General features: G+C 65.5%; 23 protein-coding genes. 22 read left to right on the top strand and 1 reads right to left on the bottom strand.

Annotated elements, in window-relative coordinates; translation table 11 throughout:
- Window positions 1-14: 14 nt before the first annotated feature.
- From Q8K84_RS11280 to Q8K84_RS11325, 10 genes are all read left to right on the top strand, one after another.
- Window positions 15-1,502: an NADH-quinone oxidoreductase subunit M gene (locus Q8K84_RS11280; RefSeq protein WP_305282712.1), complete on the top strand. Its 1,488-nt coding sequence runs from the start codon at window positions 15-17 to the stop codon at window positions 1,500-1,502.
- Window positions 1,503-1,515: 13 nt separating this feature from the next.
- The gene (gene nuoN / locus Q8K84_RS11285; RefSeq protein WP_305282713.1) at window positions 1,516-2,946 is read left to right on the top strand and encodes an NADH-quinone oxidoreductase subunit NuoN; all 1,431 of its coding nucleotides are present in this window, start codon (window positions 1,516-1,518) and stop codon (window positions 2,944-2,946) included.
- Window position 2,947: 1 nt separating this feature from the next.
- Complete coding sequence (locus Q8K84_RS11290; RefSeq protein ID WP_305282714.1) at window positions 2,948-3,691, top strand: biotin--[acetyl-CoA-carboxylase] ligase; 744 nt, start codon at window positions 2,948-2,950, stop codon at window positions 3,689-3,691.
- Window positions 3,688-4,464 (top strand): type III pantothenate kinase, encoded by a 777-nt coding sequence (locus Q8K84_RS11295; protein ID WP_305283193.1) that lies wholly within the window; start codon window positions 3,688-3,690, stop codon window positions 4,462-4,464. Before Q8K84_RS11290 ends, Q8K84_RS11295 begins: the two co-directional genes overlap by 4 nt.
- Window positions 4,464-6,146, top strand: coding sequence for a ribonuclease J (locus Q8K84_RS11300; protein WP_305282715.1), 1,683 nt, complete (start codon window positions 4,464-4,466; stop codon window positions 6,144-6,146). The genes Q8K84_RS11295 and Q8K84_RS11300 overlap by 1 nt, the downstream gene beginning before the upstream one ends.
- Window positions 6,147-6,187: 41 nt before the next feature.
- A complete protein-coding gene (gene mce / locus Q8K84_RS11305; RefSeq protein ID WP_305282716.1) occupies window positions 6,188-6,610 on the top strand; it encodes a methylmalonyl-CoA epimerase in 423 nt (140 codons plus the stop codon).
- Window positions 6,610-6,870, top strand: coding sequence for a DUF1467 family protein (locus tag Q8K84_RS11310; protein ID WP_305282717.1), 261 nt, complete (start codon window positions 6,610-6,612; stop codon window positions 6,868-6,870). Before mce ends, Q8K84_RS11310 begins: the two co-directional genes overlap by 1 nt.
- Before the next feature lie 304 nt (window positions 6,871-7,174).
- The gene (gene proS, locus Q8K84_RS11315; protein WP_305282718.1) at window positions 7,175-8,491 is read left to right on the top strand and encodes a proline--tRNA ligase; all 1,317 of its coding nucleotides are present in this window, start codon (window positions 7,175-7,177) and stop codon (window positions 8,489-8,491) included.
- 35 nt (window positions 8,492-8,526) lie between these two features.
- Window positions 8,527-9,762, top strand: a complete 1,236-nt coding sequence (locus Q8K84_RS11320; RefSeq protein WP_305283194.1) for a lipoprotein-releasing ABC transporter permease subunit — start codon at window positions 8,527-8,529, stop codon at window positions 9,760-9,762.
- Entirely contained in the window at window positions 9,755-10,447 is a 693-nt protein-coding gene (locus Q8K84_RS11325; RefSeq protein WP_305282719.1) for an ABC transporter ATP-binding protein, read from the top strand. Before Q8K84_RS11320 ends, Q8K84_RS11325 begins: the two co-directional genes overlap by 8 nt.
- Before the next feature lie 9 nt (window positions 10,448-10,456).
- On the opposite strand, the gene Q8K84_RS11330 is transcribed toward Q8K84_RS11325, so the two are convergent.
- Entirely contained in the window at window positions 10,457-10,879 is a 423-nt protein-coding gene (locus tag Q8K84_RS11330; protein ID WP_305282720.1) for a VOC family protein, read from the bottom strand.
- 91 nt (window positions 10,880-10,970) lie between these two features.
- Between Q8K84_RS11330 and sidA the strand changes: the two genes are divergently transcribed.
- From sidA to Q8K84_RS11390, 12 genes are all read left to right on the top strand, one after another.
- Window positions 10,971-11,063 (top strand): cell division inhibitor SidA, encoded by a 93-nt coding sequence (gene sidA / locus Q8K84_RS11335; protein ID WP_305282721.1) that lies wholly within the window; start codon window positions 10,971-10,973, stop codon window positions 11,061-11,063.
- Between the two features lie 24 nt (window positions 11,064-11,087).
- Window positions 11,088-14,531 (top strand): DNA polymerase III subunit alpha, encoded by a 3,444-nt coding sequence (gene dnaE / locus Q8K84_RS11340; RefSeq protein WP_305282722.1) that lies wholly within the window; start codon window positions 11,088-11,090, stop codon window positions 14,529-14,531.
- Window positions 14,532-14,722: 191 nt separating this feature from the next.
- Window positions 14,723-15,529 (top strand): 30S ribosomal protein S2, encoded by an 807-nt coding sequence (gene rpsB / locus Q8K84_RS11345; protein ID WP_305282723.1) that lies wholly within the window; start codon window positions 14,723-14,725, stop codon window positions 15,527-15,529.
- A 102-nt stretch (window positions 15,530-15,631) separates the two neighbouring features.
- On the top strand, window positions 15,632-16,567 hold the full coding sequence (tsf, locus tag Q8K84_RS11350; RefSeq protein WP_305282724.1) for a translation elongation factor Ts: 936 nt from the start codon (window positions 15,632-15,634) through the stop codon (window positions 16,565-16,567).
- A gap of 94 nt (window positions 16,568-16,661) precedes the next feature.
- Complete coding sequence (gene pyrH / locus Q8K84_RS11355) at window positions 16,662-17,387, top strand: UMP kinase (protein ID WP_305282725.1); 726 nt, start codon at window positions 16,662-16,664, stop codon at window positions 17,385-17,387.
- Between the two features lie 41 nt (window positions 17,388-17,428).
- Window positions 17,429-17,995, top strand: coding sequence for a ribosome recycling factor (frr, locus tag Q8K84_RS11360; RefSeq protein WP_305282726.1), 567 nt, complete (start codon window positions 17,429-17,431; stop codon window positions 17,993-17,995).
- Between the two features lie 37 nt (window positions 17,996-18,032).
- Entirely contained in the window at window positions 18,033-18,806 is a 774-nt protein-coding gene (uppS, locus tag Q8K84_RS11365; protein ID WP_305282727.1) for a polyprenyl diphosphate synthase, read from the top strand.
- Window positions 18,784-19,602: a phosphatidate cytidylyltransferase gene (locus tag Q8K84_RS11370; RefSeq protein ID WP_305282728.1), complete on the top strand. Its 819-nt coding sequence runs from the start codon at window positions 18,784-18,786 to the stop codon at window positions 19,600-19,602. Before uppS ends, Q8K84_RS11370 begins: the two co-directional genes overlap by 23 nt.
- Entirely contained in the window at window positions 19,599-20,810 is a 1,212-nt protein-coding gene (gene dxr, locus Q8K84_RS11375; RefSeq protein WP_305282729.1) for a 1-deoxy-D-xylulose-5-phosphate reductoisomerase, read from the top strand. Before Q8K84_RS11370 ends, dxr begins: the two co-directional genes overlap by 4 nt.
- A gap of 17 nt (window positions 20,811-20,827) precedes the next feature.
- Window positions 20,828-22,045, top strand: a complete 1,218-nt coding sequence (locus Q8K84_RS11380; RefSeq protein WP_305282730.1) for an RIP metalloprotease — start codon at window positions 20,828-20,830, stop codon at window positions 22,043-22,045.
- A gap of 30 nt (window positions 22,046-22,075) precedes the next feature.
- On the top strand, window positions 22,076-24,436 hold the full coding sequence (bamA, locus tag Q8K84_RS11385) for an outer membrane protein assembly factor BamA (RefSeq protein ID WP_305282731.1): 2,361 nt from the start codon (window positions 22,076-22,078) through the stop codon (window positions 24,434-24,436).
- 4 nt (window positions 24,437-24,440) lie between these two features.
- On the top strand, window positions 24,441-25,058 hold the full coding sequence (locus Q8K84_RS11390; RefSeq protein WP_305282732.1) for an OmpH family outer membrane protein: 618 nt from the start codon (window positions 24,441-24,443) through the stop codon (window positions 25,056-25,058).
- The last annotated feature ends 5 nt before the right edge of the window (window positions 25,059-25,063 follow it).

The following is a 25,063-nucleotide window of genomic DNA, read 5'->3' on the forward strand; positions in this document are numbered from 1 at the left end:
GGCGGGGATAGGTCATGACTGGCATTCTCTCCCTCATCACCTATGCGCCGCTGGCGGGCGTCGCGGCCATCCTGGCCCTGCGCTTCGTGGCGCCCTCGGGCAGTCCGCGGTCAGCTGAACTGGCCAAGTGGATCGCGCTGGTCACCACACTGGTGACCCTGGCCCTGTCCCTGGTCATGCTCGGTCTGTTCGACCGCACCACGGCCGACTTCCAGTTTGTCGAGGACTTCGCCTGGTTCGCCGGGCTCCACTACCGGATGGGTGTGGACGGCATTTCGGTGCTGTTCGTGGTCCTCACCGCCTTCCTGATGCCGCTCTGCATCGCCGCCTCCTGGCGTTCGATCGAGCACCGCATCGAGGAATATCTCATCGCCTTTCTGGCGCTGGAGACCCTGGTCATTGGCGTGTTCTGCGCGCTGGACCTGATCCTCTTCTATCTGTTCTTTGAGTTCGGCCTGGCGCCGATGTTCCTGATCATCGGGGTCTGGGGCGGCAAGAACCGGGTCTATGCGGCCTTCAAGTTCTTCCTCTACACCCTGCTGGGTTCGGTGCTGATGCTGGCCGCGGTGCTGGGCATGATCGGCATCACCGGCACCTCCTCGATCCCCGAACTCATGACCTATGACTTCGGTCAGGAGATCCAGATCTGGCTGTGGCTGGCCTTCTTCGCATCGTTCGCGGTGAAGATGCCCATGTGGCCGGTGCACACCTGGCTGCCCGACGCCCACGTGGAAGCGCCAACCGCAGGCTCGGTGATCCTGGCCGGCGTGCTGCTGAAGATGGGCGGCTATGGCTTCATGCGCTTCTCGCTGCCCATGTTCCCCGACGCCTCGGCCTATTTTACGCCCCTGGTCTTCGCCCTGTCGGTGATCGCCATCGTCTACACCTCGCTGGTGGCCTTCCGGCAGACCGACATCAAGAAGCTGATCGCCTATTCGTCCGTGGCCCACATGGGCTTCGTGACCCTGGGCATCTTCTCGGGCAACGCCCAGGGCGAGCAGGGGGCCATCTTCCAGATGGTCAGCCACGGCCTGATCTCCGGCGCCCTCTTCCTCTGTGTCGGCGTGGTCTATGACCGGATGCACACCCGCGAGATCGCCTTCTATGGCGGGTTGGTGAACCGGATGCCCTGGTACGCGGCGATCTTCCTCTTGTTCACCATGGGCAATGTCGGCCTGCCTGGCACCTCGGGCTTTGTGGGCGAGATCCTGACCATGACCGGCGCCTATCAGGCCTCGACCTGGGCGGCCATCGTGGCGGCCAGCGGCGTCATTCTCTCGGCCGTCTACGCCCTTAGCCTCTACCGGCGGGTGGTGTTTGGCGAGATCACCAATCCGGCCCTGGCCGAGATCAAGGACCTGAACTGGCGGGAGGTGGCGATCTTCGCCCCCCTGATCATCGGCACCCTCTATCTCGGCATCTATCCGGCCGCCGTTTTCGATATCACCCAGGCCTCGGTCGACAATCTGGTCGCGGTCTACCGCGCTGCGACCGGCGGGTGAGGGGGCTTTTGCGATGAATTTTTCCGCTGATCTGAGCCTCGCCCTACCCGAGGTGATCCTGGCCGTAGGCGCCCTCGCCCTGCTGGTGTGGGGCGCCTTTCAAAGCCGGGCCAACATGGTGTTCAGCCTTGCGGCTGTGGCCCTGCTGGTGGCCGCCGGCGCGGCCGCCGTTCTCGGCCCCATGGGCCGTGGATTCTCCGGCGGACTGATCGCCGATCAGGCTTCGGCCTTCGCCAAGGTGGCCATCTACGCCGCCAGCGCCATCGCCATCCCTCTCGGCCAACCGTGGTTCCAACGCCGGGGCGTGAACAATTTCGAGTTCCCGATCCTGATCGTCCTGGCCGCGCTCGGCATGGGCATGATGGCCTCGGCGGGCGATCTGATCTCGCTCTATATCGGGGTCGAACTCCACTCCCTGGCGCTCTACGTCCTGGCGGCGATCCACCGCGACAACGCCAAGGCCTCCGAAGCCGGCCTGAAGTATTTCGTGCTCGGCGCTCTGTCCTCCGGCCTGCTGCTGTACGGCGCCTCACTGATCTATGGCTTCGCCGGCTCCACGCATTTCGACATCATCGCGCAGTCCGTCGAGGGCGGGGCCAATGTCGGCGTGCTGTTTGGCCTGGTCTTCCTGATCTGCGGTCTGGCCTTCAAGATCTCAGCCGCCCCGTTCCACATGTGGACCCCTGACGTCTATGAGGGCGCCCCGACCCCGGTTGTGGCCTTCTTTGGCGCGGCCCCCAAGATGGCGGCCATGGTGCTGCTGGCCCGTGTCCTGGCCGAGGGCTTTGGCGGCGCCGCCGAGCAGTGGGCTCAGATCCTGGTGATCGTGGCGCTGGCCTCGGTCGCGGTCGGCGCCTTCGCCGGTCTTGTCCAGACCAACCTGAAGCGTCTCTGGGCCTATTCCTCCATCGCCAATATTGGCTATGCGGTCCTGGGCCTGGCCTCTGGGGACGCCGCCGGCGTTCAAGCCATGCTGGTCTTCATGGTGCTCTACATGGTCGACGTGACGGGCTTCTTCGCCTGCCTCGCGGCCCTGTCGCGCGATGGCCGTCCCATGGAGACGATCTCCGACATGGCGGGCCTGTTCAAGGAGCGCCCTGGCATCGCCTTGGCCATGAGCGCCTTTGCGCTGTCCGCCCTCGGGCTTCCGCCCTTCTCAGGGTTCTGGGCCAAGTTCTACGTGTTCAAGGCCGCCATTGGCGCAGGCCTCGGCGTGGTCGCGGTCATCGCCCTGGTCGGTAGCGTGGTCGCGGCCTTCTATTATCTGCGACTGATCAAGGTGATGTGGTTCGACGCCTCGGCCGGCGCCACTGATACGCCACCGGTAGAGGCGCGAGTCATCGCCCTTAGCCTGGCGCTGTTCACCTTCCCCGTGGTTCTGGTGGCGCTGGTCTTCATCGATCCGCTCGCAGCGGCTGCGGCCGCCGCCTTCGGCCTGGCCTGAATTGGCTTCCGCTAGCCCGCCGATCGCGTTCTACGACGAGCTCGACTCCACCAATGCCGAGGCCCGTCGTCGGGCTGAGGCTGGGGAGAGCGGTCCAGTCTGGATCGCCGCCCTTCGGCAGACCGCGGGCCGGGGCCGTCGGGGCCGGGCCTGGGAGACCGGGGTCGGCAATCTCGCCGCGACCCTACTGATGACCACGGACCGCCCGGCCGCAGAAGCCGCCCAACTGTCCTTCGTCGCCGCCCTGGCCGCCGCAGACCTGGCCGACACCTGCCTGCGGCCTGGTCTGGTCAGTGTGAAATGGCCCAATGATCTGCTGATCGCGGGACGCAAGGCCGCGGGCATCCTGGTGGAATCGGGCGCCCGTCCGGACGGCCGCCTCTGGCTTGCGGTCGGCATCGGGATCAATCTCGTCAGCGGCCCTGAGGCGGCTGAGCGACCCTCCAGCACCTTCGCCGAACACATGGCTGTCGACCCGCCAACGCCCCAGGCGGCCCTGGGCGTGCTGGCGGACTCCTTCGAGACCTGGCGCAGCGCCTGGAGCGCTCAGGGCTTTCCCGCCATCGCCGAGGGCTGGACCCATCGGGCCCATGGCCTGGGTCAGGCCTGCGTCGCCCGACTGCCACAGGAGACCGTCGAGGGCGTGGCCGAGGGGATGGAGCCTGATGGCGCCCTACGCCTGCGCCTGGCGGATGGTCAGATCCGGCGGATCACCGCCGGTGACGTATTCTTTGGAGACGCCTGATGCTGTTGGCTATCGAGCAGGGCAACACCAACACCCTTTTCGCCGTCCATGATGGTCAGACCTGGATCGCCCAATGGCGGGCGGCGACCGACTCCACCCGTACGGCCGACGAGTACGCCGTCTGGCTCTCCCAGCTGCTGCACATGGCCGGCCTGCAGTTCGGTGTGCTGGACGCCTGCATCATTTCCAGCGTCGTGCCGCAGTCGATCTTTAATCTGCGGAACCTCGCCCGGCGCTACCTGCATGTGGAGCCCCTGGTCATCGGCGAGAACGCCGAGCTCGGGATCGAGGTGCGCATAGACAAGCCCTCGGAGGCCGGCGCGGACCGCCTGGTCAACGCCATCGGGGCGCACATGGTCTATCCTGGCCCCTTGATCGTCATCGACTCCGGCACAGCCACCACCTTCGACGTGATCGCCGGCGATGGTGGGTTTGAGGGCGGGGTCATCGCCCCCGGCATCAACCTGTCCATGGAAGCCCTGCACGCCGCGGCCGCCAAGCTGCCGCGGGTGGCGATCCAGAAGCCGCAACGGGTGATCGGCAAGGATACGGTGGGCGCCATGCAGTCTGGCGTGTTCTGGGGCTATATCGCCCTCATTGAGGGCCTGATCAGTCGTATCAAGTCAGAGTGGCCCGAGCCCCTGACGGTCATTGCAACCGGCGGCGTCGCGTCGCTGTTCCATGGGGCCAGTCTGCAGATCGACCACTTCGATCCAGACCTGACCATAAGGGGTCTCCTCGAGATCCATCGCCGTAATTCCGGAGGCGCCTGATGGCTGCCAACAAGACCCAGGACGAACTCGTCTTCCTCCCGCTGGGGGGGTCGAACGAGATCGGGATGAACTTCAACCTCTATGGGTTCGGACCACCCCACGCCCGCAAGTGGATCATTGTCGATCTGGGCGTCACCTTTGGCGATCTCACGACGCCGGGGGTCGATCTGATCCTGCCCGATCCGACCTTCATCGAAGAGCATGCCGATGACATCCTCGGCATTGTCCTCACCCACGCCCATGAGGACCATATCGGCGCCGTATCCTGGCTGTGGCCGCGGCTTCGTGCCCCCCTCTACGCCACCCCATTCACCGCCTTCCTGCTGCGCGAAAAGCTGCGCGAGGGCGGGCTCGAGGGCCAGGTCGAGATCAATGTCGTCCCCCTGGGCGGCCGCGTGACACTGGGTCCGTTCGAGATTGACCTGATCACCCTGACCCACTCGATCCCTGAGCCCAACGGCCTGTCCATCCGCACGCCCCTGGGCACAGTGCTGCACACCGGCGACTGGAAGATCGATCCCGACCCGGTTCTGGGTGAGGCGACCGATGAGGCCTTCATCCGCCAGCTTGGGGACGAGGGCGTCCTGGCCATGGTCTGCGACTCCACCAACGTCTTTGTCGAAGGTGAGTCAGGCTCCGAGGCCGATGTGCGCGATGCGCTGGCACGGCTGATCGGCGAGCTGAAGGGCAAGGTCGCCGTCGCCTGCTTCGCCTCGAATGTGGCGCGGATGGATTCGGTGATCCGGGCGGCGGAAACCAATGGCCGCCGGGTATGCCTGGTGGGTCGCTCCATGCACCGCATGGCCGCGGCCGCGCGCTCGGTGGGCCTGTTCAAGGGTCTCAAGGATTTCGTCAATGAGAGCGAGGCGGGCTATTTCCCCGCCGACTCCATCCTCTACCTCTGCACCGGCAGCCAGGGGGAGGCCCGCGCCGCCCTGTCGCGCATCTCCGAGGGAACCCATCCCCATGTAAACCTGGGCAAGGGCGATTCCTGCGTCTTCTCCTCCCGGGTCATTCCCGGCAACGAGATCGCCATCCGCAACCTGCAGAACCGCATGGCTGACCGGGGCGTGCGGCTCTACACCGATAACGACCATCCGGGCATCCACGTGTCTGGCCACCCCTGCCGGGATGAACTGGCCCGCATGTACGCCTGGGCCCGCCCGCAGATCGCCATCCCCACGCACGGGGAGCGCCGCCACCTCCTGGAGCATGCGGCCTTTGCGCGGGACCTGCAGGTTCCGCAGACGGTCGCGCCGCGGAACGGTGACATGGTTCGACTCGCGCCTGGCCGCGCGGAGATCATCGACGAGACGCCCGCAGGCCGGCTCTACGTCGACGCCAATGTGGTGGTCAGTGAGAACGGCGAGGCCCTGCGCGAGCGTCGTCACGCCGCACACAATGGCGTGGTGACGGTGGCCGTGGTCCTGGATGGCCGGGGTAAGATCACCTCGGGCCCGCAGGTGCGCGCCATCGGCCTGCCCACGGACGAAGACTATCCCCTGGACGAAGCCCTGGATGACTTGGCCGAGGAGGCCGAGCGCGCTCTCGGACGGCTGTCGGGGGCCGATCGTGAGGTCGATCAGGCGGTGGAGACCGCCATGTCCCGGGCGGTGAAAAAGGCCTGCCAGCGGGTGTGGGGGCGTCGCCCTGTGGTCGAGACGACGGTGCTGCGACTTTAGGGCCTTCGCGCCGTAGGGGCAGGGGGCGTATAGGTGCCTGCATGATCGGGAAACTGAACCATGTGGGCGTGGCCACGCCGTCCATCGACGCCGCCGTCGCCCTCTATCGCGATGTCCTGGGCGCCACCTCCATCACCGAGAAATGGGCGATGGAGGAACAGGGTGTCTGGGTGTGCTTCGTCAACCTGCCCAATTCGCAGATCGAGCTGATCGAGCCCTTGGGGGACAATTCCCCGCTGAAGGGATTCCTGGCCAAGAACCCCGCCGGGGGCCAGCATCACGTCTGTTTCGAGGTCGAGGATATCCTGGCCGCCCGCGATGAGATGCGCGCCAAGGGCGCCACGGTGCTGGGCACGGGCGAACCCCGCATCGGGGCCCATGGAACACCCGTCATCTTTGTCCACCCCAAGGACATGGGCGGGGTGCTGGTTGAGCTCATGGAAACGCCGAAGGAGAACCACTGATGGGCGTCACGACGGCGATCGCCATCTATCTGATCATCTGGTGGGTGGTGCTCTTCACCATCCTGCCCCTGGGCGTGATCAGCCATGCCGAGGCGGGCATCGACAAGGGTGACGGGGGAGACCCCGGCGCGCCGGTAGATCCCAAGCTGAAGAAGAAGTTCTTCACGACCACCTGGGTCTCGGCCCTCGTTTTCGCCGTGGTCTATCTCGTGATCCGCCTGGGTCTGGTGCCGATGCCAAGCTCGGCCGCCAACTTCTGAGGTCGTCTTTAGGCTCAGGCTGTAGCGTTCTGCGCCAAATGCGGCCGGTAGCGCCTGCAAAATGGGCGAAGCTGGCCTGGTGAGCGTCAAGGCGCCCGCCGCGGTAGGTCACCGATGTTACAACGGTTACTTTGGGGTCAGCCAAACCGGTCCGGCCGGCTTGCGCGCGTTTTCCCCGATGACCGACTTGGAGGCCGCCCGCCCACAGCAGGCGGCCTTCTTTTCGCCGCTTCGATTGCCAAGGTCGGACGCACGGGGCTAATCAGGGCCTCCCGTCCGAGTTTCGTGTCCGAAGGCCCGCCGCATGCGTCTGTCGCGCTATTTCATTCCCACGCTGCGTGAGGCGCCATCTGACGCCCAGATCGCCTCGCACCAGCTGATGCTGCGGGCCGGGATGATCCGGCAGGAAGCCGCCGGCATCTATGCCTGGCTGCCGCTCGGCCTGCGGGTCCTGAAGAAGATCGAACAGATCGTCCGTGAGGAAATGGACCGCGCCGGGGCTATCGAGGTGTTGATGCCCACCTTGCAGCTGGCCGATCTGTGGCGCGAGAGCGGTCGCTATGACGACTATGGCGACGAGATGCTGCGCATCAAGGATCGCCATGAGCGTGACCTGCTCTATGGGCCCACCGCCGAGGAGGTCATCACCGACATCTTCCGGGCCCATGTGAAGAGCTACAAAGAGCTGCCCAAGAACTTCTACAACATCCAATGGAAGTTCCGCGACGAGCGCCGCCCCCGGTTCGGCGTGATGCGTGGCCGCGAGTTCCTGATGAAGGACGCCTATTCCTTCGACGTGGACGAGGCCGCCGCCCGCCGTTCCTACAACCGCATGTTCGTCGCCTATCTGAACACCTTCTCGCGCCTGGGGCTGAAGGCGGTTCCCATGCGGGCTGATCCTGGTCCCATTGGCGGCGATTTGAGTCATGAGTTCATCATTCTGGCAGAGACCGGCGAGAGTCAGGTGTTCTGCCACCGCGACCTGGTGGAAATGCCGCCGCCCGGCGAGGTCGACTGGGACGGCGATCTGCAGCCCATCGTCGATCAGCGCACCGCCCTCTATGCGGCCACCGAGGACATGCACGACCAGGGCCGGTTTGAGGCCGAGGTCGCGGAGTCAGACCGTCTCTCAGCCCGTGGCATCGAGGTCGGGCATATCTTTTATTTCGGCGAGAAGTACTCCAAGCCCATGCGCGCCGTGGTCACGGGCTCCGATGGTCAGGAGCGGCCGATTCACGGAGGCTCCTATGGGGTTGGCGTGTCGCGTCTGGTGGGGGGCATCATCGAGGCCAGCCACGACTCGGCGGGCATCATCTGGCCCGAGGCGGTCGCGCCGTTCGGCGTCGCCATCATCAACCTGCGCCCGGGCGACTCCGCCGTCGACCTCGCCTGCGAGCAGGCCTATGGCGCGTTGCGCGAGGCGGGTAAGGACCCCCTCCTGGATGACACCGACGAGCGGCCTGGCGCCAAGTTCGCCGCCATGGACCTGATCGGCACCCCCTGGCAGCTGATCATCGGCCCCAAGGGCGTCGCCGAAGGCAAGGTGGAGATCAAACGTCGCGCCACCGGCGAGCGGCAGTCCCTGCCTCTGGAAGATGCATTGAAGGCGATCACAGCGTGAGCACCGTGGCCGCGCCTTTCGGACGCTGGGAGCGCATGCTCGCCAGCCGCTATCTGCGCGCCAAACGCAGCCAGGGCGGCGTGGCGCTGATCTCCATCATCTCGTTCGTCGGGATTATGCTCGCCGTGGCGGTGCTCATCATCGTCATGTCCGTGATGAACGGTTTCCGCACAGAGCTGCTGGATCGCACCCTGGGCTTCAACGGTCATGTCTATGTGGCCGGCGGTTCGCTCTATGAGCCTGAGGTCCAGACCCTGGCCGGCGAAATCGCCGCCCTGCCCGGGGTGGTCCAGGCCTCGCCCCTGGTGGAGGCTCAGGCCATGGCCCTGGGCCAGGGACAGATCAGCGGCGTCGTGGTGCGGGGCATCAGCGAGCCTGACCTTCGCCGGACCGAGATCGTGTCCGGCAATATCGTCCGCGGCTCCCTGGAGGGCTTCGGCGCCGGGGAGTACGGCGGCGACATGCTGCTGATTGGCGACCGGCTGGCCGAGACCCTCGGGGTCCAGCCAGGTGATCCCCTGACCCTGATTTCCCCTAGCGGGGGGGCCACGGCGTTCGGCTACACCCCCCAGCGCAAGACCTACACCGTCGGCGGCACCTTCAGCGTGGGGATGAGCGAGTACGACCAGCTCTTCATCTATATGCCGCTGGAGCAGGCCCAGCTGTTCTTCGCCCGCGAGGGCATGGTCGATGTGGTGGAGATCCGCGTGGCCGATCCCGACCGCGCTCCAGCCATGAAATCGGCCATCGCCGAACTGGCCGGTCCTGGCGCGATCGTCACCGACTGGACCCAGCGCAACGCCAGCTTCTGGAACGCGCTGAAGATCGAACGCAGTGTCATGCGTCTGATCCTCATGCTCATCGTCGCCATCGCGGCCATGAACATCATCTCTGGTCTGGTCATGCTGGTGAAGAACAAGGGGCGCGATATCGCCATCCTGCGCACCATGGGGGCCGGTCGGGGCGCGATCCTGCGCATCTTCTTCATGGCTGGCGCCTCGGTGGGCGCGCTTGGCACCCTGGTCGGGCTCGTGCTCGGCGTGCTGTTCTGCCTCTTCATCGGGCCAATTCAGAACGCCGTTGAGTGGGCGACCGGCGCCGAAGTGTTCAGCTCAGACATCTATTACCTCGCCCATATCCCAGCCAAGGTCGACTCCCTGGAGGTGATGATCGTGGTGGGCTGGGCCCTTGCGGTCTCGTTCCTGGCGACCCTGCCTCCGGCCCTGCGGGCCTCTCGTCTCGATCCTGTGGAGGCCCTTCGCTATGAGTGAGCCGCCCATTCTTTCGGTACGGGGCCTGGAGCGCACCTACGTCACCGGCGACCGTAGCCTGACGGTCCTGCGCGGCGTGGATCTGGATGTTTCCCCGGGGGAGATTGTCGGCCTGATCGGCCCGTCCGGGTCGGGCAAGTCATCCCTGCTACACGCCGCGGGATTGCTGGAACGTCCCAACGCTGGACAGATCTTCATCGAAGGTCGCGACTGCTCGACGCTCAATGAGCGGGCGCGGACCCGGGTTCGCCTGGGCTCCATCGGATTTGTCTATCAGTTCCACCATCTCCTGGCCGAGTTCAGCGCCCTGGACAATGTGGCCCTGCCGATGATGATCGCCGGTCAGGACCACGAGGCGGCCAGGGAACGGGCGGCCATGCTGCTGGGGCAGTTGGGCCTTGCCGAACGGGTCGATCATCAGCCGGCCCAGATGTCTGGCGGGGAACAACAGCGGGTGGCGCTCGCCCGCGCGCTCGCCAATGCGCCGCGACTGCTGCTGGCGGACGAACCCACGGGCAACCTGGATCCCACCACCTCAAGCGAGGTGTTTGAGAGCCTTTACCGTCTGGCCCGGGAGACCGGGGTGGCGGCTGTGATCGCCACCCACAATCTCGAACTGGCCCGCCATATGGACCGGGTTCTCGCCCTCAAGGATGGCCACCTGGAGCCGCAGTCGCTGTTCTAGGACAGGATCTCAGGCGCCGAAGGTGGTCGAGCCATCGGCGCCGATCACGCTGCCCGGATTGTGCGCCACCTCCCAGACATGGCCGTCAGGATCGGCGAAATACCCGGAATAGCCGCCCCAGAACACCGGCTCAGGCGCCTTTAGCGCCTGGCCGCCTGCGGCCAGCGCCTCAGCGAATGTGCCGTCCACCGCCTCGCGGCTGGGCTCATTGATCGCAATGGTCACGCCGCTGAAGGTTCCATCGATGGGGCGCCTGGCGTCCTCCGCCAGGGCCGCGCGGCCAAACAGTCCCAGGGCCAGACCGCGGAGCTGATAGAAGCAGACGTCCTCGGTGGCGCTCACCGGGCGCCAGCCCAGGCCTTCCTCGTAGAACTGACGCGCTCGGTTGAGGTCATCGACCCCCAGGGTGATCAGGCTGAGACGTTGATCCATTAAGAACCTCCAGAACGCCTGGGCGGCGGGGTTGACGAGGAGAACAAAACTAGAATAAGAACATAAACGGAACATCCACAAGGGGTATGTCATGGTCGTTCATCTGGCGCGGGAATCGCTGGCTTTTGTCTCGGTGGCGGGCTTCGTGTGGGTCGTCTGTCAGTTCGCCTATCTGGTGGGCTAGACCAGCGAAGGCGGGGAGGCGGAGATGAACCAGCAGCAGAACGAGGGCTTCGTTCACCTGCGGGTGCGTTCGGCCTACTCCCTCCTGGAGGGAGCCATCAAGGCCGACGCCATTGGCGCCTTGGCGGCCGCCCATGACATGCCCGCCGTCGCCTTGACCGACCGCACCAACCTCTACGGCGCCCTTGAATTCTCGGTGGCGACCCAGGGGCAGGGGGTTCAGCCGATCATTGGCTGCGCCCTGGCGGTGAGCGGGATTGGCGAACGGCAGCCCGACAAATGGGCCAGAACCCCGACTGTCGTTCTGCTGGCCCAGACGGAAGCTGGCTATCTCAACCTCTCTCGCCTTTCGTCCATGGCCTATATCGACAGCGTCGGGGGGGTCGAGGAGCCGGCGGTGAGCTGGGCCAAGGTGGTCGAGCACTCAGAGGGTTTGATACTGCTGTCGGGGGGCTGGGATGGCCCGGTCGATCCCCTGATGGCGGCCGGGAAGGTGGCTGAGGGTCGAGCCGCGCTTGGCGAAATGTTCCGCGTGTTCGGAGACCGCTTCTATGTAGAACTTCAGCGTCATGGCCTGGCGCCGCAAGCCCTGGCTGAACCGGAGCTGGTGGCCTTCGCCTATGAGATGGACGTCCCGTTGGTGGCCACCAATGACGCCCACTTCACCTTGCCGGACATGCACGCGGCCCATGACGCCCTGCTGTGTATCGCTGACGGCGCCTTTGTCGGGCAGGACGAGCGCCGTCGGGTGAGCGGAGAGCACTGGTTCAAGCCGGCCGCCGATATGCGCGCCCTGTTCGCCGACCTGCCTGAAGCCTGCGACAACACCCTGGAGATCGCGCGCCGGTGCGCCTTCATGGTCCGCAAGCGTGATCCCATCCTGCCGCGCTTCCCCACCGAAGGCGATCGCACCGAGGCCGATGAACTGGCCCACCAGGCCCGTGAGGGCCTGAAGGGTCGGATCGCCCGCGGGCAGGCGAACCACGCCCCGGAAGCGGAATATTTCGAGCGCTTGGAGCGGGAGATCGGGGTCATCACCGAGATGGGCTTCCCGGGTTACTTCCTGATCGTTGCGGATTTCATCAAGTGGGCCAAGGCCCATGACATCCCTGTGGGGCCTGGCCGGGGTTCCGGCGCGGGTTCGCTGGTGGCCTATTCCTTGACCATCACCGACCTCGACCCCCTGCGCTATGGCCTGCTGTTTGAGCGGTTCCTGAATCCTGAGCGGGTGTCCATGCCCGACTTCGACATCGACTTCTGCCAGGACCGGCGGGAAGAGGTGATCTCTTATGTGCAGCAGCGCTATGGCCGGGACCGGGTGGCCCAGATCATCACCTTCGGCACCCTGCAGGCCCGGGCCGTCCTGCGTGATGTGGGCCGCGTCCTTCAGCTACCCCTGGGCCAGGTGGACCGACTGGCCAAGATGGTGCCCGCCAACCCGGCCAATCCCGTGACCCTGGCCAAGGCCATCGAGATCGAACCTCGCCTGCGGGCGGCTCGCGACGAGGACGAGGCGGTCTCCCGCCTGCTGGACGTCGCCCTGAAGCTGGAGGGGCTCTATCGCAACGCCTCCACCCACGCCGCTGGCGTGGTGATCTCCGATCGGCCCCTGACCGAGTTGACGCCCCTCTATCAGGACCCCCGCTCGGACCTGCCAGCCACCCAGTTCAACATGAAGTGGGTCGAGAGCGCCGGCCTGGTGAAGTTCGACTTCCTTGGCCTGAAGACCCTGACGGTGATCGACAAGGCGCTGAAGTTCCTGGATCAGCGTGGCGCCCGGGTGGATATGGGCGTCCTGCCCGTGGACGACGCCAAGACCTATGAGCTCATGTCGGCGGGCCATACGGTGGGGGTCTTCCAGATGGAAGGTCAGGGGATGCGCGACACCCTGCGCCAGCTTCGACCGAACTCTATCGAGGACGTCACCGCTGTTGGCGCGCTCTACCGGCCAGGCCCGATGGATAACATCCCGGCCTTTGTCGACTGCAAGTTCGGCCGCCGGACCATCGACTACCTGCACCCCTCCCTGGAGCCCGTGCTCAAGGAGACCTACGGGATCATCGTCTACCAGGAACAGGTGATGCAGATCGCCCAGATCCTGGCGGGCTATTCCCTGGGCGGCGCCGACCTGTTGCGTCGGGCCATGGGCAAGAAGAAGAAGGACGAGATGGCCGAGCAGAAGGCCATGTTCGTCGCCGGGGCCTCCACCCGTGGGGTGCCGGAAAGCCAGGCGGCCTCCATCTTCGAGCTTGTCGACAAGTTCGCGGGCTATGGCTTCAACAAGAGCCATGCGGCGGCCTATGCCGTCGTGTCCTACCAGACGGCCTGGCTTAAGGCGAACGCCCCGGTGGAGTTCTTCGCGGCCTCCATGAGCCTGGACATGGCCAATACCGACAAGCTGGCGGTCTTCTACCAGGACGCCAAGCGGTTCGGCGTGGAGATCCGGGCCCCCGACATCAACCGATCCGGCGCTGACTTCGAGGTGGAGGACGGCGAAGTGCTCTATGCCCTGGGCGCTGTTCGCAATGTCGGCCTGGCGGCCATGCAACACGTCGCTGACCTGCGCCGGGAGGGCGGGCCCTTCCGCGACATCTTTGATTTCGTCGAACGGGTCGACCCGCGGCATGTGAACAAGCGGACCTTCGAGACCTTGGCCAGGGCCGGCGCCTTTGAGTCCATCCACCCCAACCGGGCTCAGCTGGTCGCCGCCGCCGACGGCCTGATCGGCTACGCTCAGAGCGTAGCGGCTGACCGGGCCTCAGCGCAGGCCAGCCTGTTCGGCGGCGACCAGGCGGGCGTGGGGCGTCCGCGGATGCCACGGGCCGAGATGTGGACGCCTGTGGAGCGGCTGGATGAGGAATTGGCGGCGGTAGGATTCTATCTCTCCGGCCATCCCCTGGAAGACATGATTCCGGCCCTGCGCCGACGCCGGACCGAGCTGCTCACCGAGGTGATCGTCAAGGCCGAGGCTGGCGCGGAGGTGTTCCGCATGGCCGGCGTGGTGCGCCGCAAGCAGGAGCGCGCCTCCCAGTCCAGCGGGGAGAAGTTCGCCTTCGTCACCCTGTCGGACCCGACCGGGGAGTACGAGGTGCTGTTTCCGCCGGAGTCCCTGCGCCGCTGTCGCGACGTGCTGGAGCCGGGCAAGGCGGTGTCGATCAAGGTCCGCGCCAAGGCCAGGGACGGGGAGGTGCGCTTTTTCGGCGACGAGGCCGAACCCGTGGAGAAGGCGATTGAGAACGCCGTGGCCGGCCTACGGGTCCACATCTCGCCACGGAGCGCAGAGATCGATGCGCTGAAGCGACGGCTCGAAGGCGCCGCCAACGCCCGTGGCGGCGAGATCATCCTTACCGCGCCCCTTGGGGGCGGACGCGAGGTGGAGGTGAAGCTACCAGGCCGGTTCACCCTTGATGGGGCCATGCGCGGCGCGCTGAAGACGGCGCCTGGGGTTCTCTACGTCGAGGAACTCTAGGTTCCGCAGCCCAGGGCGCGTGGGCGCTGGGCGTGGCGGGCTTGCATTTTCTGTCATCTGGACGTATGCCGCGCCCATCACACACGCAGGCGTGCGGCGACTCTCGGGGAGACATCCTGTGAGTTACCGTTCCGGGCTCCTCGAAATAGGGGTTTTGGCTTGCGGAGGCATACCGGAAAAAGGAGCCATTCATGGCGCTTCCCGACTTCTCCATGCGTCAGCTTTTGGAAGCTGGCGCCCACTTCGGTCACCAGACGCACCGCTGGAATCCGAAGATGGAACGCTACATCTTCGGTTCGCGGTCGAACATCCACATCATCGACCTGTCGCAGACCATCCCTCTGCTGCACCAGGCCCTGGTCAAGGCCCGCGACGTGGCCGCCGGCGGCGGTCGCATCCTGTTCGTGGGCACCAAGCGCCAAGCCTCGGATCCGGTGTCTGTCGCGGCCAAGCGCTGCGCCCAGTACTACGTCAACCATCGCTGGCTGGGCGGCACGCTCACCAACTGGCGCACCGTGTCGGGCTCCATCGCCCGCCTGCGCGAGCTGGAAGGCCTGCTGGAGGGCGAAGGCGCCAAGCGCGGCAAGAAGGAACTGCTGCAGCTCACCCGCGAGCGGGACAAGCTTGAGCTCTCCCTCGGCGGCATCAAGGACATGGGCGGCATTCCCGACCTGATGTTCGTGATCGACACCAACAAGGAAGCCATCGCCATCCAGGAAGCCCGGAAGCTGAACATTCCGGTGATCTCCATCCTGGACACCAACTGCGATCCGGCCGGCATCACCTATCCGATCCCGGGCAATGATGACGCCGCCCGCGCCCTGCAGCTCTATTGCGACCTGATGGCTGACGCGATCCTCGACGGCCTGACGGCTGGCCAGGTCGCGGCCGGTGTCGATCTCGGCGCCTCGGAGGCTCCCATGGAGCCGGCCCTGGCCATGACGGCTGCGGCCGAGCCTGCGCCTGCCGCCGCTGAAGGCGAGACCACCCAGGCCTAAGGCCGGTCCGCCCCTTATGGGGTGGGCCTCGACATTAAACTGTGACGGCTGGGGCTCTATCCAGAGGCCCAGCCGTTGATTCTAGATCAAGGGAGCCGAGCCATGGCGGAGATCACCGCTGCGCTGGTCAAAGAGCTGCGCGAGAAGTCTGGCGCAGGCATGATGGACTGCAAGAAGGCGTTGCAGGAGAACGGCGGCGATATCGACGCCGCGATCGACTGGCTGCGCACCAAGGGCCTTTCCAAGGCCGCCAAGAAATCCGACCGCGCCGCGGCCGAGGGTCTGGTGGCCGCCGCGGTCCGCAAGGATGGCGCGGGCATGACAGGGGTCGTGGTCGAGCTGAACGCCGAAACCGATTTCGTGGCGCGGAACGAGCTGTTCCAGTCTGCCGCCAAGGACATCGCCCAGGTCGCCCTGGACGTCGAGGGTGTCGAGGCCATCTCGGCGGCCAAGACCGCCAAGGGCGAACAGGTGAGCGACGTCGTCACCAACCTGATCGCCACCATCGGCGAAAACATGATGCTGCGCCGGGCCTCGCGCCTGACCGTGGCTCAGGGCGCTGTCGCCGCCTATATCCATGCCGCGGCCGCCCCTGACCTTGGCCGCATTGGTGTGCTGGTGGCCCTTGAGGGCGCTGGCGATCAGGCCAAGCTGCAGGAAGTCGGCCGCAAGATCGCCATGCACGTGGCCGCCACCAATCCCATGTCGCTCTCGACGGACGACCTCGATCCCGAGGCCGTTGAACGCGAAAAGGCGATCTTCACCGAACAGGCGCTGGCGTCCGGCAAGCCGGCCGGCGTGGTGGAGAAGATGGTCGAAGGCCGCATCCGCAAGTTCTTCGAAGAAGTGGTCCTGCTCAAGCAGGCCTTCGTGATGAACCCGGACCAGACGGTCGAGCAGCTGATCGCCGAGCTGGCCAAGGAGACCGGCGCGCCGGTGACCATGACCGGCTTTGTGCGCTTCGGCCTCGGCGATGGCGTGGAAAAGAAGGTCGACGACTTCGCCGCCGAAGTGGCCCAGCTCAGCGGCCAGGCCTAGTCCTCAGACGATCTGCACTGCGGGGCGCGACGCGTTCGACGCGGGTCGCGCCCTTGCGCTATCTTGCCCAAGCCAGATTCGGAAAGACGCGCCAATGCCCACGACCACCCCCGCCCTGCGCTACAAGCGGATCCTGCTGAAGGTCTCCGGCGAGGTTCTGATGGGCGAACAGGGATTCGGTATCGATCCGAACACCCTGGAAGCGGTGGCCAAGGACATCGCCGAGGTGGTCAGCCACGGGGTCGAGCTGTGCCTGGTGATCGGCGGCGGCAATATCTTCCGCGGCGTCTCGCTGGCGGGCAAGGGCATGGAGCGTTCCAGCGCCGACTATATGGGCATGCTGGCGACGGTGATGAACGCCCTGGCCCTGCAGGGCGCCCTCGAAAAGGAAGGCGTCTTCACCCGGGTCCAGTCAGCCATCCCCATGGACGCGGTCTGCGAGCCCTATATTCGGCGTCGCGCCATGCGCCATCTGGAAAAGGGACGGGTGGTGATCTTCGCCGCTGGCCTGGGCGCGCCCTATTTCACCACCGATACCCCTGCGGCCCTGCGGTCGGCCGAGATGGGCTGCGAGGCCCTGTTCAAGGGCACCAGCGTCGACGGGGTCTACACCGCCGACCCGAAGAAGGACCCGGCGGCCGTCCGCTATGAGTCCCTCAGCTATCACGACGTCCTGGCGCAGGACCTGCGGGTGATGGACGCTTCGGCGATCGCCCTGATGCGTGACAACGACATTCCGATCGTGGTGTTTTCGATCCGCGAACGGGGAAATTTTCTGAAGGTTCTAAAGGGGCAGGGCGTCTTCACCACGATCGCCTGATCCCTCTTAGACGCCCACCTGAGATCGAATGGAGGAGCCCCATGGCCGTTGCACCCAAGCCGGTTCTCGCTAACTACAAGGACCGCATGGACAAGACCGTCCTGACCTTGAAGGACGAGTTCGCCTCTCTCCGTACCGGACGGGCCTCGGCAGGCCTCCTGGACCAGATCATGGTCGACGCCTATGGCGCGATGGTGCCGATCAGCCAGGTCGCCGCGGTCAGCGTTCCTGAGGCTCGGATGCTGACGGTCAGCGTCTGGGACAAGGGCGTCGCTGTGTCTGTGGAAAAGGCTATCCGAAACAGCGGCCTGGGTCTCAATCCCGTGGTCGATGGCCAGACCCTGCGAATCCCGATCCCGCCCCTGACGGAAGAGCGACGCAAGGACCTGGTCAAGGTCGCAGGCAAGTATGCCGAGCAGCAGAAGGTGGCGGTGCGCAACATCCGCCGTGACGCCAATGACGACCTGAAGCGGGCTGAAAAGGACGGCGTCATCAGCCAGGACGAGCAAAAACGCATGGAGACCGAGGTGCAGAAGCTCACCGATGAGTCGGTCAAGCGCGTGGACGAAGCCTTGAAAATCAAAGAACAAGAGATCATGCAGGTTTGATCGGCTAGCCTGTCGCCAAAGGACGCGCGAGAAACCCATGGCCCGCAGCCCAGAGCCGAACGCCGCCGGACCGGCCGCCGAACATCCGGCGGGCGAGGCTCTGCATGTGGCCCTCGTGATGGACGGAAATGGCCGTTGGGCCAAGCGTCGGGGCTTGCCGCGCAGCCTGGGCCACAGGGCCGGCGTCGAGGCGCTCAAACGTACAGTCGCCGCCGCCCCAGACCTCAACATCCGCTATCTCACCGTCTTCGGTTTCTCGACGGAGAACTGGAGCCGGCCCGCCACCGAAGTGGCCGAACTGATGGCCCTGCCGCGTCGCTATTTCGAAAGCGATCTTGGCCGGCTGGAGCGTGAAGGGGTCCGGGTAAGAGTGATCGGCCGCCGCGCGGGGCTGAATCCCGACCTGATCCAGATCATTGAAGAAGCTGAGCGACGCACGGCTGGCAACGACACCTTCTTCCTGCAGGTGGCGTTCAACTACGGCGGCCAGGCCGACCTGACGGACGCCGCCCGCCGGTTCGCCCAGGACGTCGCCGCCGGGCTCGCGCGCCCCGAGGATCTGGATGAGGCCCGATTCACGGCCTATCTCTCCACCGCATCAACCCCGCCGCCCGACCTGATTGTGCGCCCGTCGGGCGAGCAGCGACTGTCGAACTTCCTCCTGTGGGAAGCGGCCTATTCCGAGCTCATCTTCCAGGATGTCCTCTGGCCCGACTATGGCCCTGAGCACCTGAAAGCCGCCATAGACGCCTTCCGCACCCGCGATCGGCGCTATGGCGCCGTCGCCGATGACGCCCTTGCCGCCGGGTAAACACTTCGACTGGTCAAACCTCGCCATTCGCGCGGCCTCGGCCCTGGTGCTTGTGCCAGCGGCCGTCGGTGCGGTCTGGTGGGGCGGTCTGCCCTTCCTTCTGCTGATATCCGTGGGCGTGGCTCTGCTGTCGATCGAGTGGTCGGGCATGTCTGCGCCCAGAGCGCCCTTGCGGGTGCTGAGCGTCGTACTGGTTTCAGTCCTGGCCGGCGTCTTTCTGATCTATCTGCTCTATGTGCCGCTGGCCTGGGCAAGCCTTGCGCTTGGGGCCGCCATCGCCGCGCTGATCGCCAGACGGGTCGCCGAACGGCCCGCAGACGCCGCCTTTGGCGTCGTCTATATCGGCATCCCATGCTTGGCCCTGGTCTGGCTCAGGGGCACTCCGGAAGGGGCGCTCTGGGTTCTGATGTTGTTTGCGGTCACCTGGTCAGCCGACATTGCGGCCTTCCTGGTGGGAAGTCTGCTGAAGGGTCCGAAGCTCTGGCCCCGGTTCTCGCCCAACAAGACCTGGTCGGGTTTCGTCGGTGGACTGGCCGCGTCCACAGCGACCGGGGCCCTCTGCTCGGCCCTGTTTGGCGTAGGCATGGGGCCGGTCACAGGCGCGGTCATCGGGTTTATGGGCGGCTTGGCGACCATGGGCGGCGATCTCTGGGAGTCGATGCTCAAGCGCCGGTTCGGTGTAAAGGACTCAGGGGATCTGATCCCCGGTCACGGGGGACTCCTGGACCGGGTCGACGGCCTTATGTTCGCCGTGCTGGTGCTGGCAATTGCCCGTCTTGCGGAGCTTTTTAGATGAACGCCCACGCTCTTCCGCGGAAGGTCACCGTCCTTGGCGCGACAGGCTCGGTGGGCATGTCGACGCTCGACCTGTTTGATCTGGCCAAGGTCGAGGTTGAGGTAGTCGGCCTGACCGGCGGGCGCAATGTGGCGCGCCTGGCCGAGCAGGCCCTGCGTTGGCGGCCGCAGATCGCAGTGATCGAGGATGAGGCGGGGCTGCCCGAACTGCGCGATCGGCTGAAGGGCTCTGGTGTGCAGGCTGCAGCCGGGGCCAACGCTATCGCCGAGGTGGCCGCCGCTGACGCTCAGTGGGTGATGTCGGCGATCGTCGGCTTTGCGGGCCTGGCCCCGACCCTGGCCGCTGCGCGGGCCGGGGCGGTCGTGGCTCTGGCCAACAAGGAGAGCCTGGTCTGTGGCGGACCAGGGCTTCTCAGGACGGCCAAGCTGGCGGGCGGGGTGATCATCCCCGTCGATTCCGAGCACTCTGCGATCTTCCAGGTCTTTGATTCCCGGGCCAATGCTCAGGTGACGCGGGTGATCCTGACCTCATCGGGCGGGCCGTTCCGAACCTGGACCCGGGCGCAGATGGTCCATGCGACCCCCGAACAGGCGGTCGCGCATCCGAACTTCAGTATGGGCGCCAAGATTTCGGTCGATTCAGCGTCCATGATGAATAAAGGCCTCGAAATCATCGAGGCCGCCTATCTGTTCGCCATGCCGCCGGAGCGTCTTGAGGTCTTGATCCACCACCAGCAGATCATCCACTCCATGGTGGAGTACGCCGACGGATCCACCCTGGCCCAGCTGGGGCCGCCGGACATGCGTGCGCCGATCGCCTGCGCCTATGCCTGGCCCGACCGGCTCCCCTGGCCCGCGCCGCGGCTGGACCTGGTGGCGTCGGGTCCGCTCACCTTCGAGGAGCCCGACCTCGAAAAGTTTCCCGCCCTGGGGCTGGCCAAGGCGGCCCTGGCGGCCGGCGGCGCCGCGCCAGGCGCCCTGAACGCCGCCAATGAGGTGGCGGTCGCCGCCTTCCTTGACCGAAAGATCGGCTTTCTCGATATTGCCGCCACCGTGGCCGAGACCCTGGAGCGCCTGGAGCGCACTGGGGACCTCGCCGGAGGGGCGAGCGGAGACGCCTTGGAATCAGCTCGGGAAACAGACGCTGCGGCCCGGCGCATCGCCTCGGTCGTCACCGCTGGGCTTTCTGGCTCTCGCCAGGCCCACTAGGAGCATAGCCCCCTTCGATGTTCAGCCTCATTGAGACCGCGCTGACCTACATCATCCCGTTTTTGCTCGTGCTCACTGTCGTGGTGACCATTCACGAGCTTGGGCACTATTGGGCTGCGCGCGCCTGCGGCGTGGCCATCGACCAGTTCTCCATCGGCTTTGGCCGCCGGATTTTTGGCTGGCGCGATCGGCAAGGGGTGGAGTGGCGGATTGGCTGGATCCCCTTGGGGGGCTACGTAAAGTTCTCAGGCGATGAGAACGCCGCCAGCGTTCCGGACCACGAAAACCTTGAAGCCATGCGGCAGCGGATCGACGCCGAACAGGGGCCGGGATCCTCCAGCCGCTATTTTCACTTCAAGCCTGTGGAGCAGCGGGCCTTCATCACCGCAGCCGGGCCGCTGGCCAACTTTGTCCTGGCGATCGTGCTGTTCGCCTTCCTGTTGATGAGCGTGGGCGAGACGGTGATCCCAGCCCGGGTCGCCGCTGTGCAACCCGATAGCCCCGCGGCGCGGGCAGGCTTCATCGTGGACGACATGGTGGTGCGGGCGAACGGCCAGAAGATCGACAACTTCTTTGATCTCCAGCAGATCATCGCCGTCCGTTCCAACGCCCCGACGGCCTTTGTCGTCGACCGGGGAGGGCAGTTGGTCTCCCTGACGGCCACGCCGGAACGGCGACTGGTGTCCGACCGCATGGGCGGTGAGCAGAAGATCGGGGTGCTGGGCATCGCCAGCCCCGCCCAGATGGGCGAGCGCACCGTCCGTCGCTATGGGCCTCTGGAGGCCGTGGCAGGCGGGGTGGAGCGAACCTGGCGGGTGCTGAGCACGACGGTCTACTATCTGGGCCGCGTGGTCACGGGGCGCGAGAGCGCCGATCAGCTGGGCGGCCCGCTTCGGATTGCTCAAGCCTCGGGTCAGGTGGCGCAGTCAGGCGCCCAGGGCGCGCCAGACACCGCCTCCATGCTACTGGGCAGCGGGGTCGCCCTGCTGGGGCTGACTGCGGTGCTCTCGGTGGGCATTGGGTTCATGAACCTGTTGCCAGTCCCGGTTCTCGATGGCGGGCATCTGGTCTTCTACGCCTATGAGGCCATCGCGCGCCGCCCTCTTGCGGCCAAGGTTCAGGCGGCAGGGTATCGCGTGGGCCTTGCGCTGCTGCTCGGATTGATGTTGTTCGCCACCTGGAACGATCTGCAGCAACTGCGTGTGTTCAAATTTCTCGGCGGCCTGATTTCCTAGGCCCGCCTTCCTCCCTTTACGGCTGATCAGATGCAAAGATCTCGCGCTCGCAGCGCTGCGCTCGCTTCCGGCTTCGCCCTGCTGCTCTCCTCGACCGCCCTGACGGCGCCGACACTGGCCGTAGCCCAGGCCCAGGCGCAGGCCGAGGTCGTCCAGCGCATTGCGGTCCGCGGCAATGAGCGGATCGAACAGGCGACGGTGCTGTCCTATCTGCCAATCCAGCCCGGCGATCGGGTTGACGCTGCGCAGCTCGATCTGGCGCTGAAGGCCCTCTACCGGACCGACCTGTTCGCCGATGTCCGCATCAGTGCTGTAAATGGCGAGGTGATCGTCGAGGTGGTGGAAAACCCCATCATCAATCGGGTCATCTTCGAGGGGAACCGGGGCCTTAAGGAAGACAAGCTTCGCGACGAGGTCACCCTGCGCCCCCGCGGCATCTTTACCCGCGCGCGTATCCAGCAGGATGTGCAGCGGATCGTGGAGCTCTATCGGCGGTCCGGTCGGATTTCGGCCAATGTCACCCCCAAAATCGTCGAGCTGCCGCAGAAGCGGGTCGATGTCATCTTCGAGATTGACGAGGGGGCCAAGAGCGGCGTCCTGCGCACCAGCTTTCTCGGCAATGTTCAGTTTTCCGACAACGACCTGCGCGATGTGATCGTGACCGAGCAGAGCGCCTGGTACAAGCTGTTCACCAGCAACGCGAACTATGACCCTGATCGACTTGAGTTCGATAAGGAAAAGCTCCGCGAACACTACCGAAATCGGGGCTTCTACGACTTTCGTGTCGTCTCGGCGATCGCTGAGCTTGCCCCGGACAAGAACGGCTTCGTGGTGACTTACACGATCGAGGAGGGCCCCGAATACAAGTTCGGGAACATCCAGGTCGCCACTGAGCTTGAGAAGCTCAACAAGGAAACCCTCGTCCAGATCCTTCCCATCCGGGAAGGCCAGATCTATCAGGACGAACGTATCGAGCAGGCGACTGACACCCTGACCTTCGCCGCTGGCGCAGCCGGGTTTGCCTTCGTGGATGTCCGTCCCCGCTACACGCCCAATCGCGAGACCCGGACCGTCGACGTGACCTTCCAGGTCAACGAAGGTCCCCGGGTCTATGTTGAGCGCATCGACATCATCGGCAACACCCGCACCCTGGACTACGTGGTCCGCCGTGAGATGAACCTGGCTGAGGGCGACGCCTATAACCGGGTGCTCGTGGATCGGTCGCGAAATCGCATCCGCGCCCTTGGCTTCTTTAAGGATGTCACGATCGAGGAAATCCCGGGGTCGGCGCCTGACCGCACCGGCCTCCAGGTGCAGGTGGAAGAACAGCCGACGGGCGAGTTGTCGTTCAGCGCCGGCTACAGCTCAGTCGATCAGCTGATCCTCGATCTGGGCGTCACGGAGCGGAACTTCCGCGGCCGTGGCCAGAACGTGCGGGCTCGGATTTCGGTCGGATCTCTGCGCCAACAGGTCGACTTCTCGTTCACAGAGCCCCGGTTCATGGGCCGTGATCTCGGGGCTGGCCTGGACCTCTATTCCTATCGCTATGACCTGACCGACTTTTCAGCCTACCGGACCAACACCATCGGCGGCGGCGTGCGTCTGGGCTTCCCCTTGACCCTCAATGCCCGCGGTTCGGCCCGTTACACCCTGCGGCGCGATGAGGTCGAGATCCCGGCCTCGTTCTGCGACCCGGGCGCGCCTGTGGTGTCGATCTCGCTCTGCCAGCAGCGCGGATCCTACACCACCTCCCTGGTGGGCTACGGGGTTCGCCTGGACCGACGGAACGATCCAATCAATCCGACCCGAGGCTTCTACACCGCCTTGAACCAGGATCTGGCCGGGGTCGGGGGTGATGTGAACTATCTGAAGACCGAGCTCGAGGGCGGAATCTACTACGGCTTCTCGCCGAGCTTCATCCTCAGCGGCACCGGCTCGGCGGGTTATGTCGATGGCTGGAACGGCGACACGGTGCGGATCAATGAGCGGTTCTACAAAGGCGGCAACAGCTTCCGTGGCTTTGAGACGGCGGGCATCGGCGCCCGCGATCTGAATTCCAGCCGTGGTGACGCCTTGGGCGGTAAGGCCTATGCTATCGGTTCGGTCGAGCTGACCGTGCCGACCTTCCTTCCGGAACAGTACGGGGTGAAGGCGGCGATCTTCTCCGACTTCGGCACCTTGGGGATGCTGGACGATGAGGATAAGCTGACCGTCGCTGGAGCCGTTGATCCGAACATCGTCGACGACCTCTCCCTGCGCGCCTCCGCAGGGGTCAGCATCTTCTGGCGCTCGCCCATGGGTCCGATCCGTTTCGACTTCAGCCAAGTTTTGGCCAAAGAAGATTACGATAAGACCGAAACCTTCCGGTTCTCCACCTCAACTAGGTTCTGATTTCATGACCACCAAAACCCTCGCCGCCGGCCTCTCCGCCGCGGTGCTCGCGCTGGCGCTCGCCCAGGGCGCCCAGGCCCAGCAAGCGCCCGCCGCTCCGCAGGTCACTCATGGCGCCGCCATTCCGGGGGTCTGTGTGATGTCTCTCGACGGCGCGATCGGAGGCTCCACCGTGGGCCAGTATGTGCAGACGCGCCTGCAACAGATCGCCACGCAGGTCGAAGCCGAGCTGAAGGGTGAGGAGACCGCGATCACGAACGAGGCCCAGGCCATCGAGACTGGCCGCGCCAGCCTGAGCCAGGACGCCTTCGACAAGCGCCGGGCTGACCTGCAGGTGCGGGTCAACGCCTTCCAGCGCAAGGCCACCCTGCGCGAGCGTGAACTGGCTGTGACCCAGCAGAAGGCCATCGCGCGCGTCGGTCAGGAAATGGAGCCGCTGATCCGGCAGGTCTATCAGCAGCGTCAGTGCGCCATGCTGGTCAACCGGGAGGCCCTGCTGTTCTCCAATCCCCAGATGGATGTCACGGCCACCCTGGTCACCGCCCTGAACGGCAAGATCACCCAGTTCGCTTTCGACCGTGAACGGCTGGACCAGCAAGCCGCGGGCGCCCAGACTAGATAAGCCAG

The sequence above is a fragment of the Phenylobacterium sp. genome (assembly GCF_030679875.1).
Lineage (GTDB): Bacteria > Pseudomonadota > Alphaproteobacteria > Caulobacterales > Caulobacteraceae > Phenylobacterium.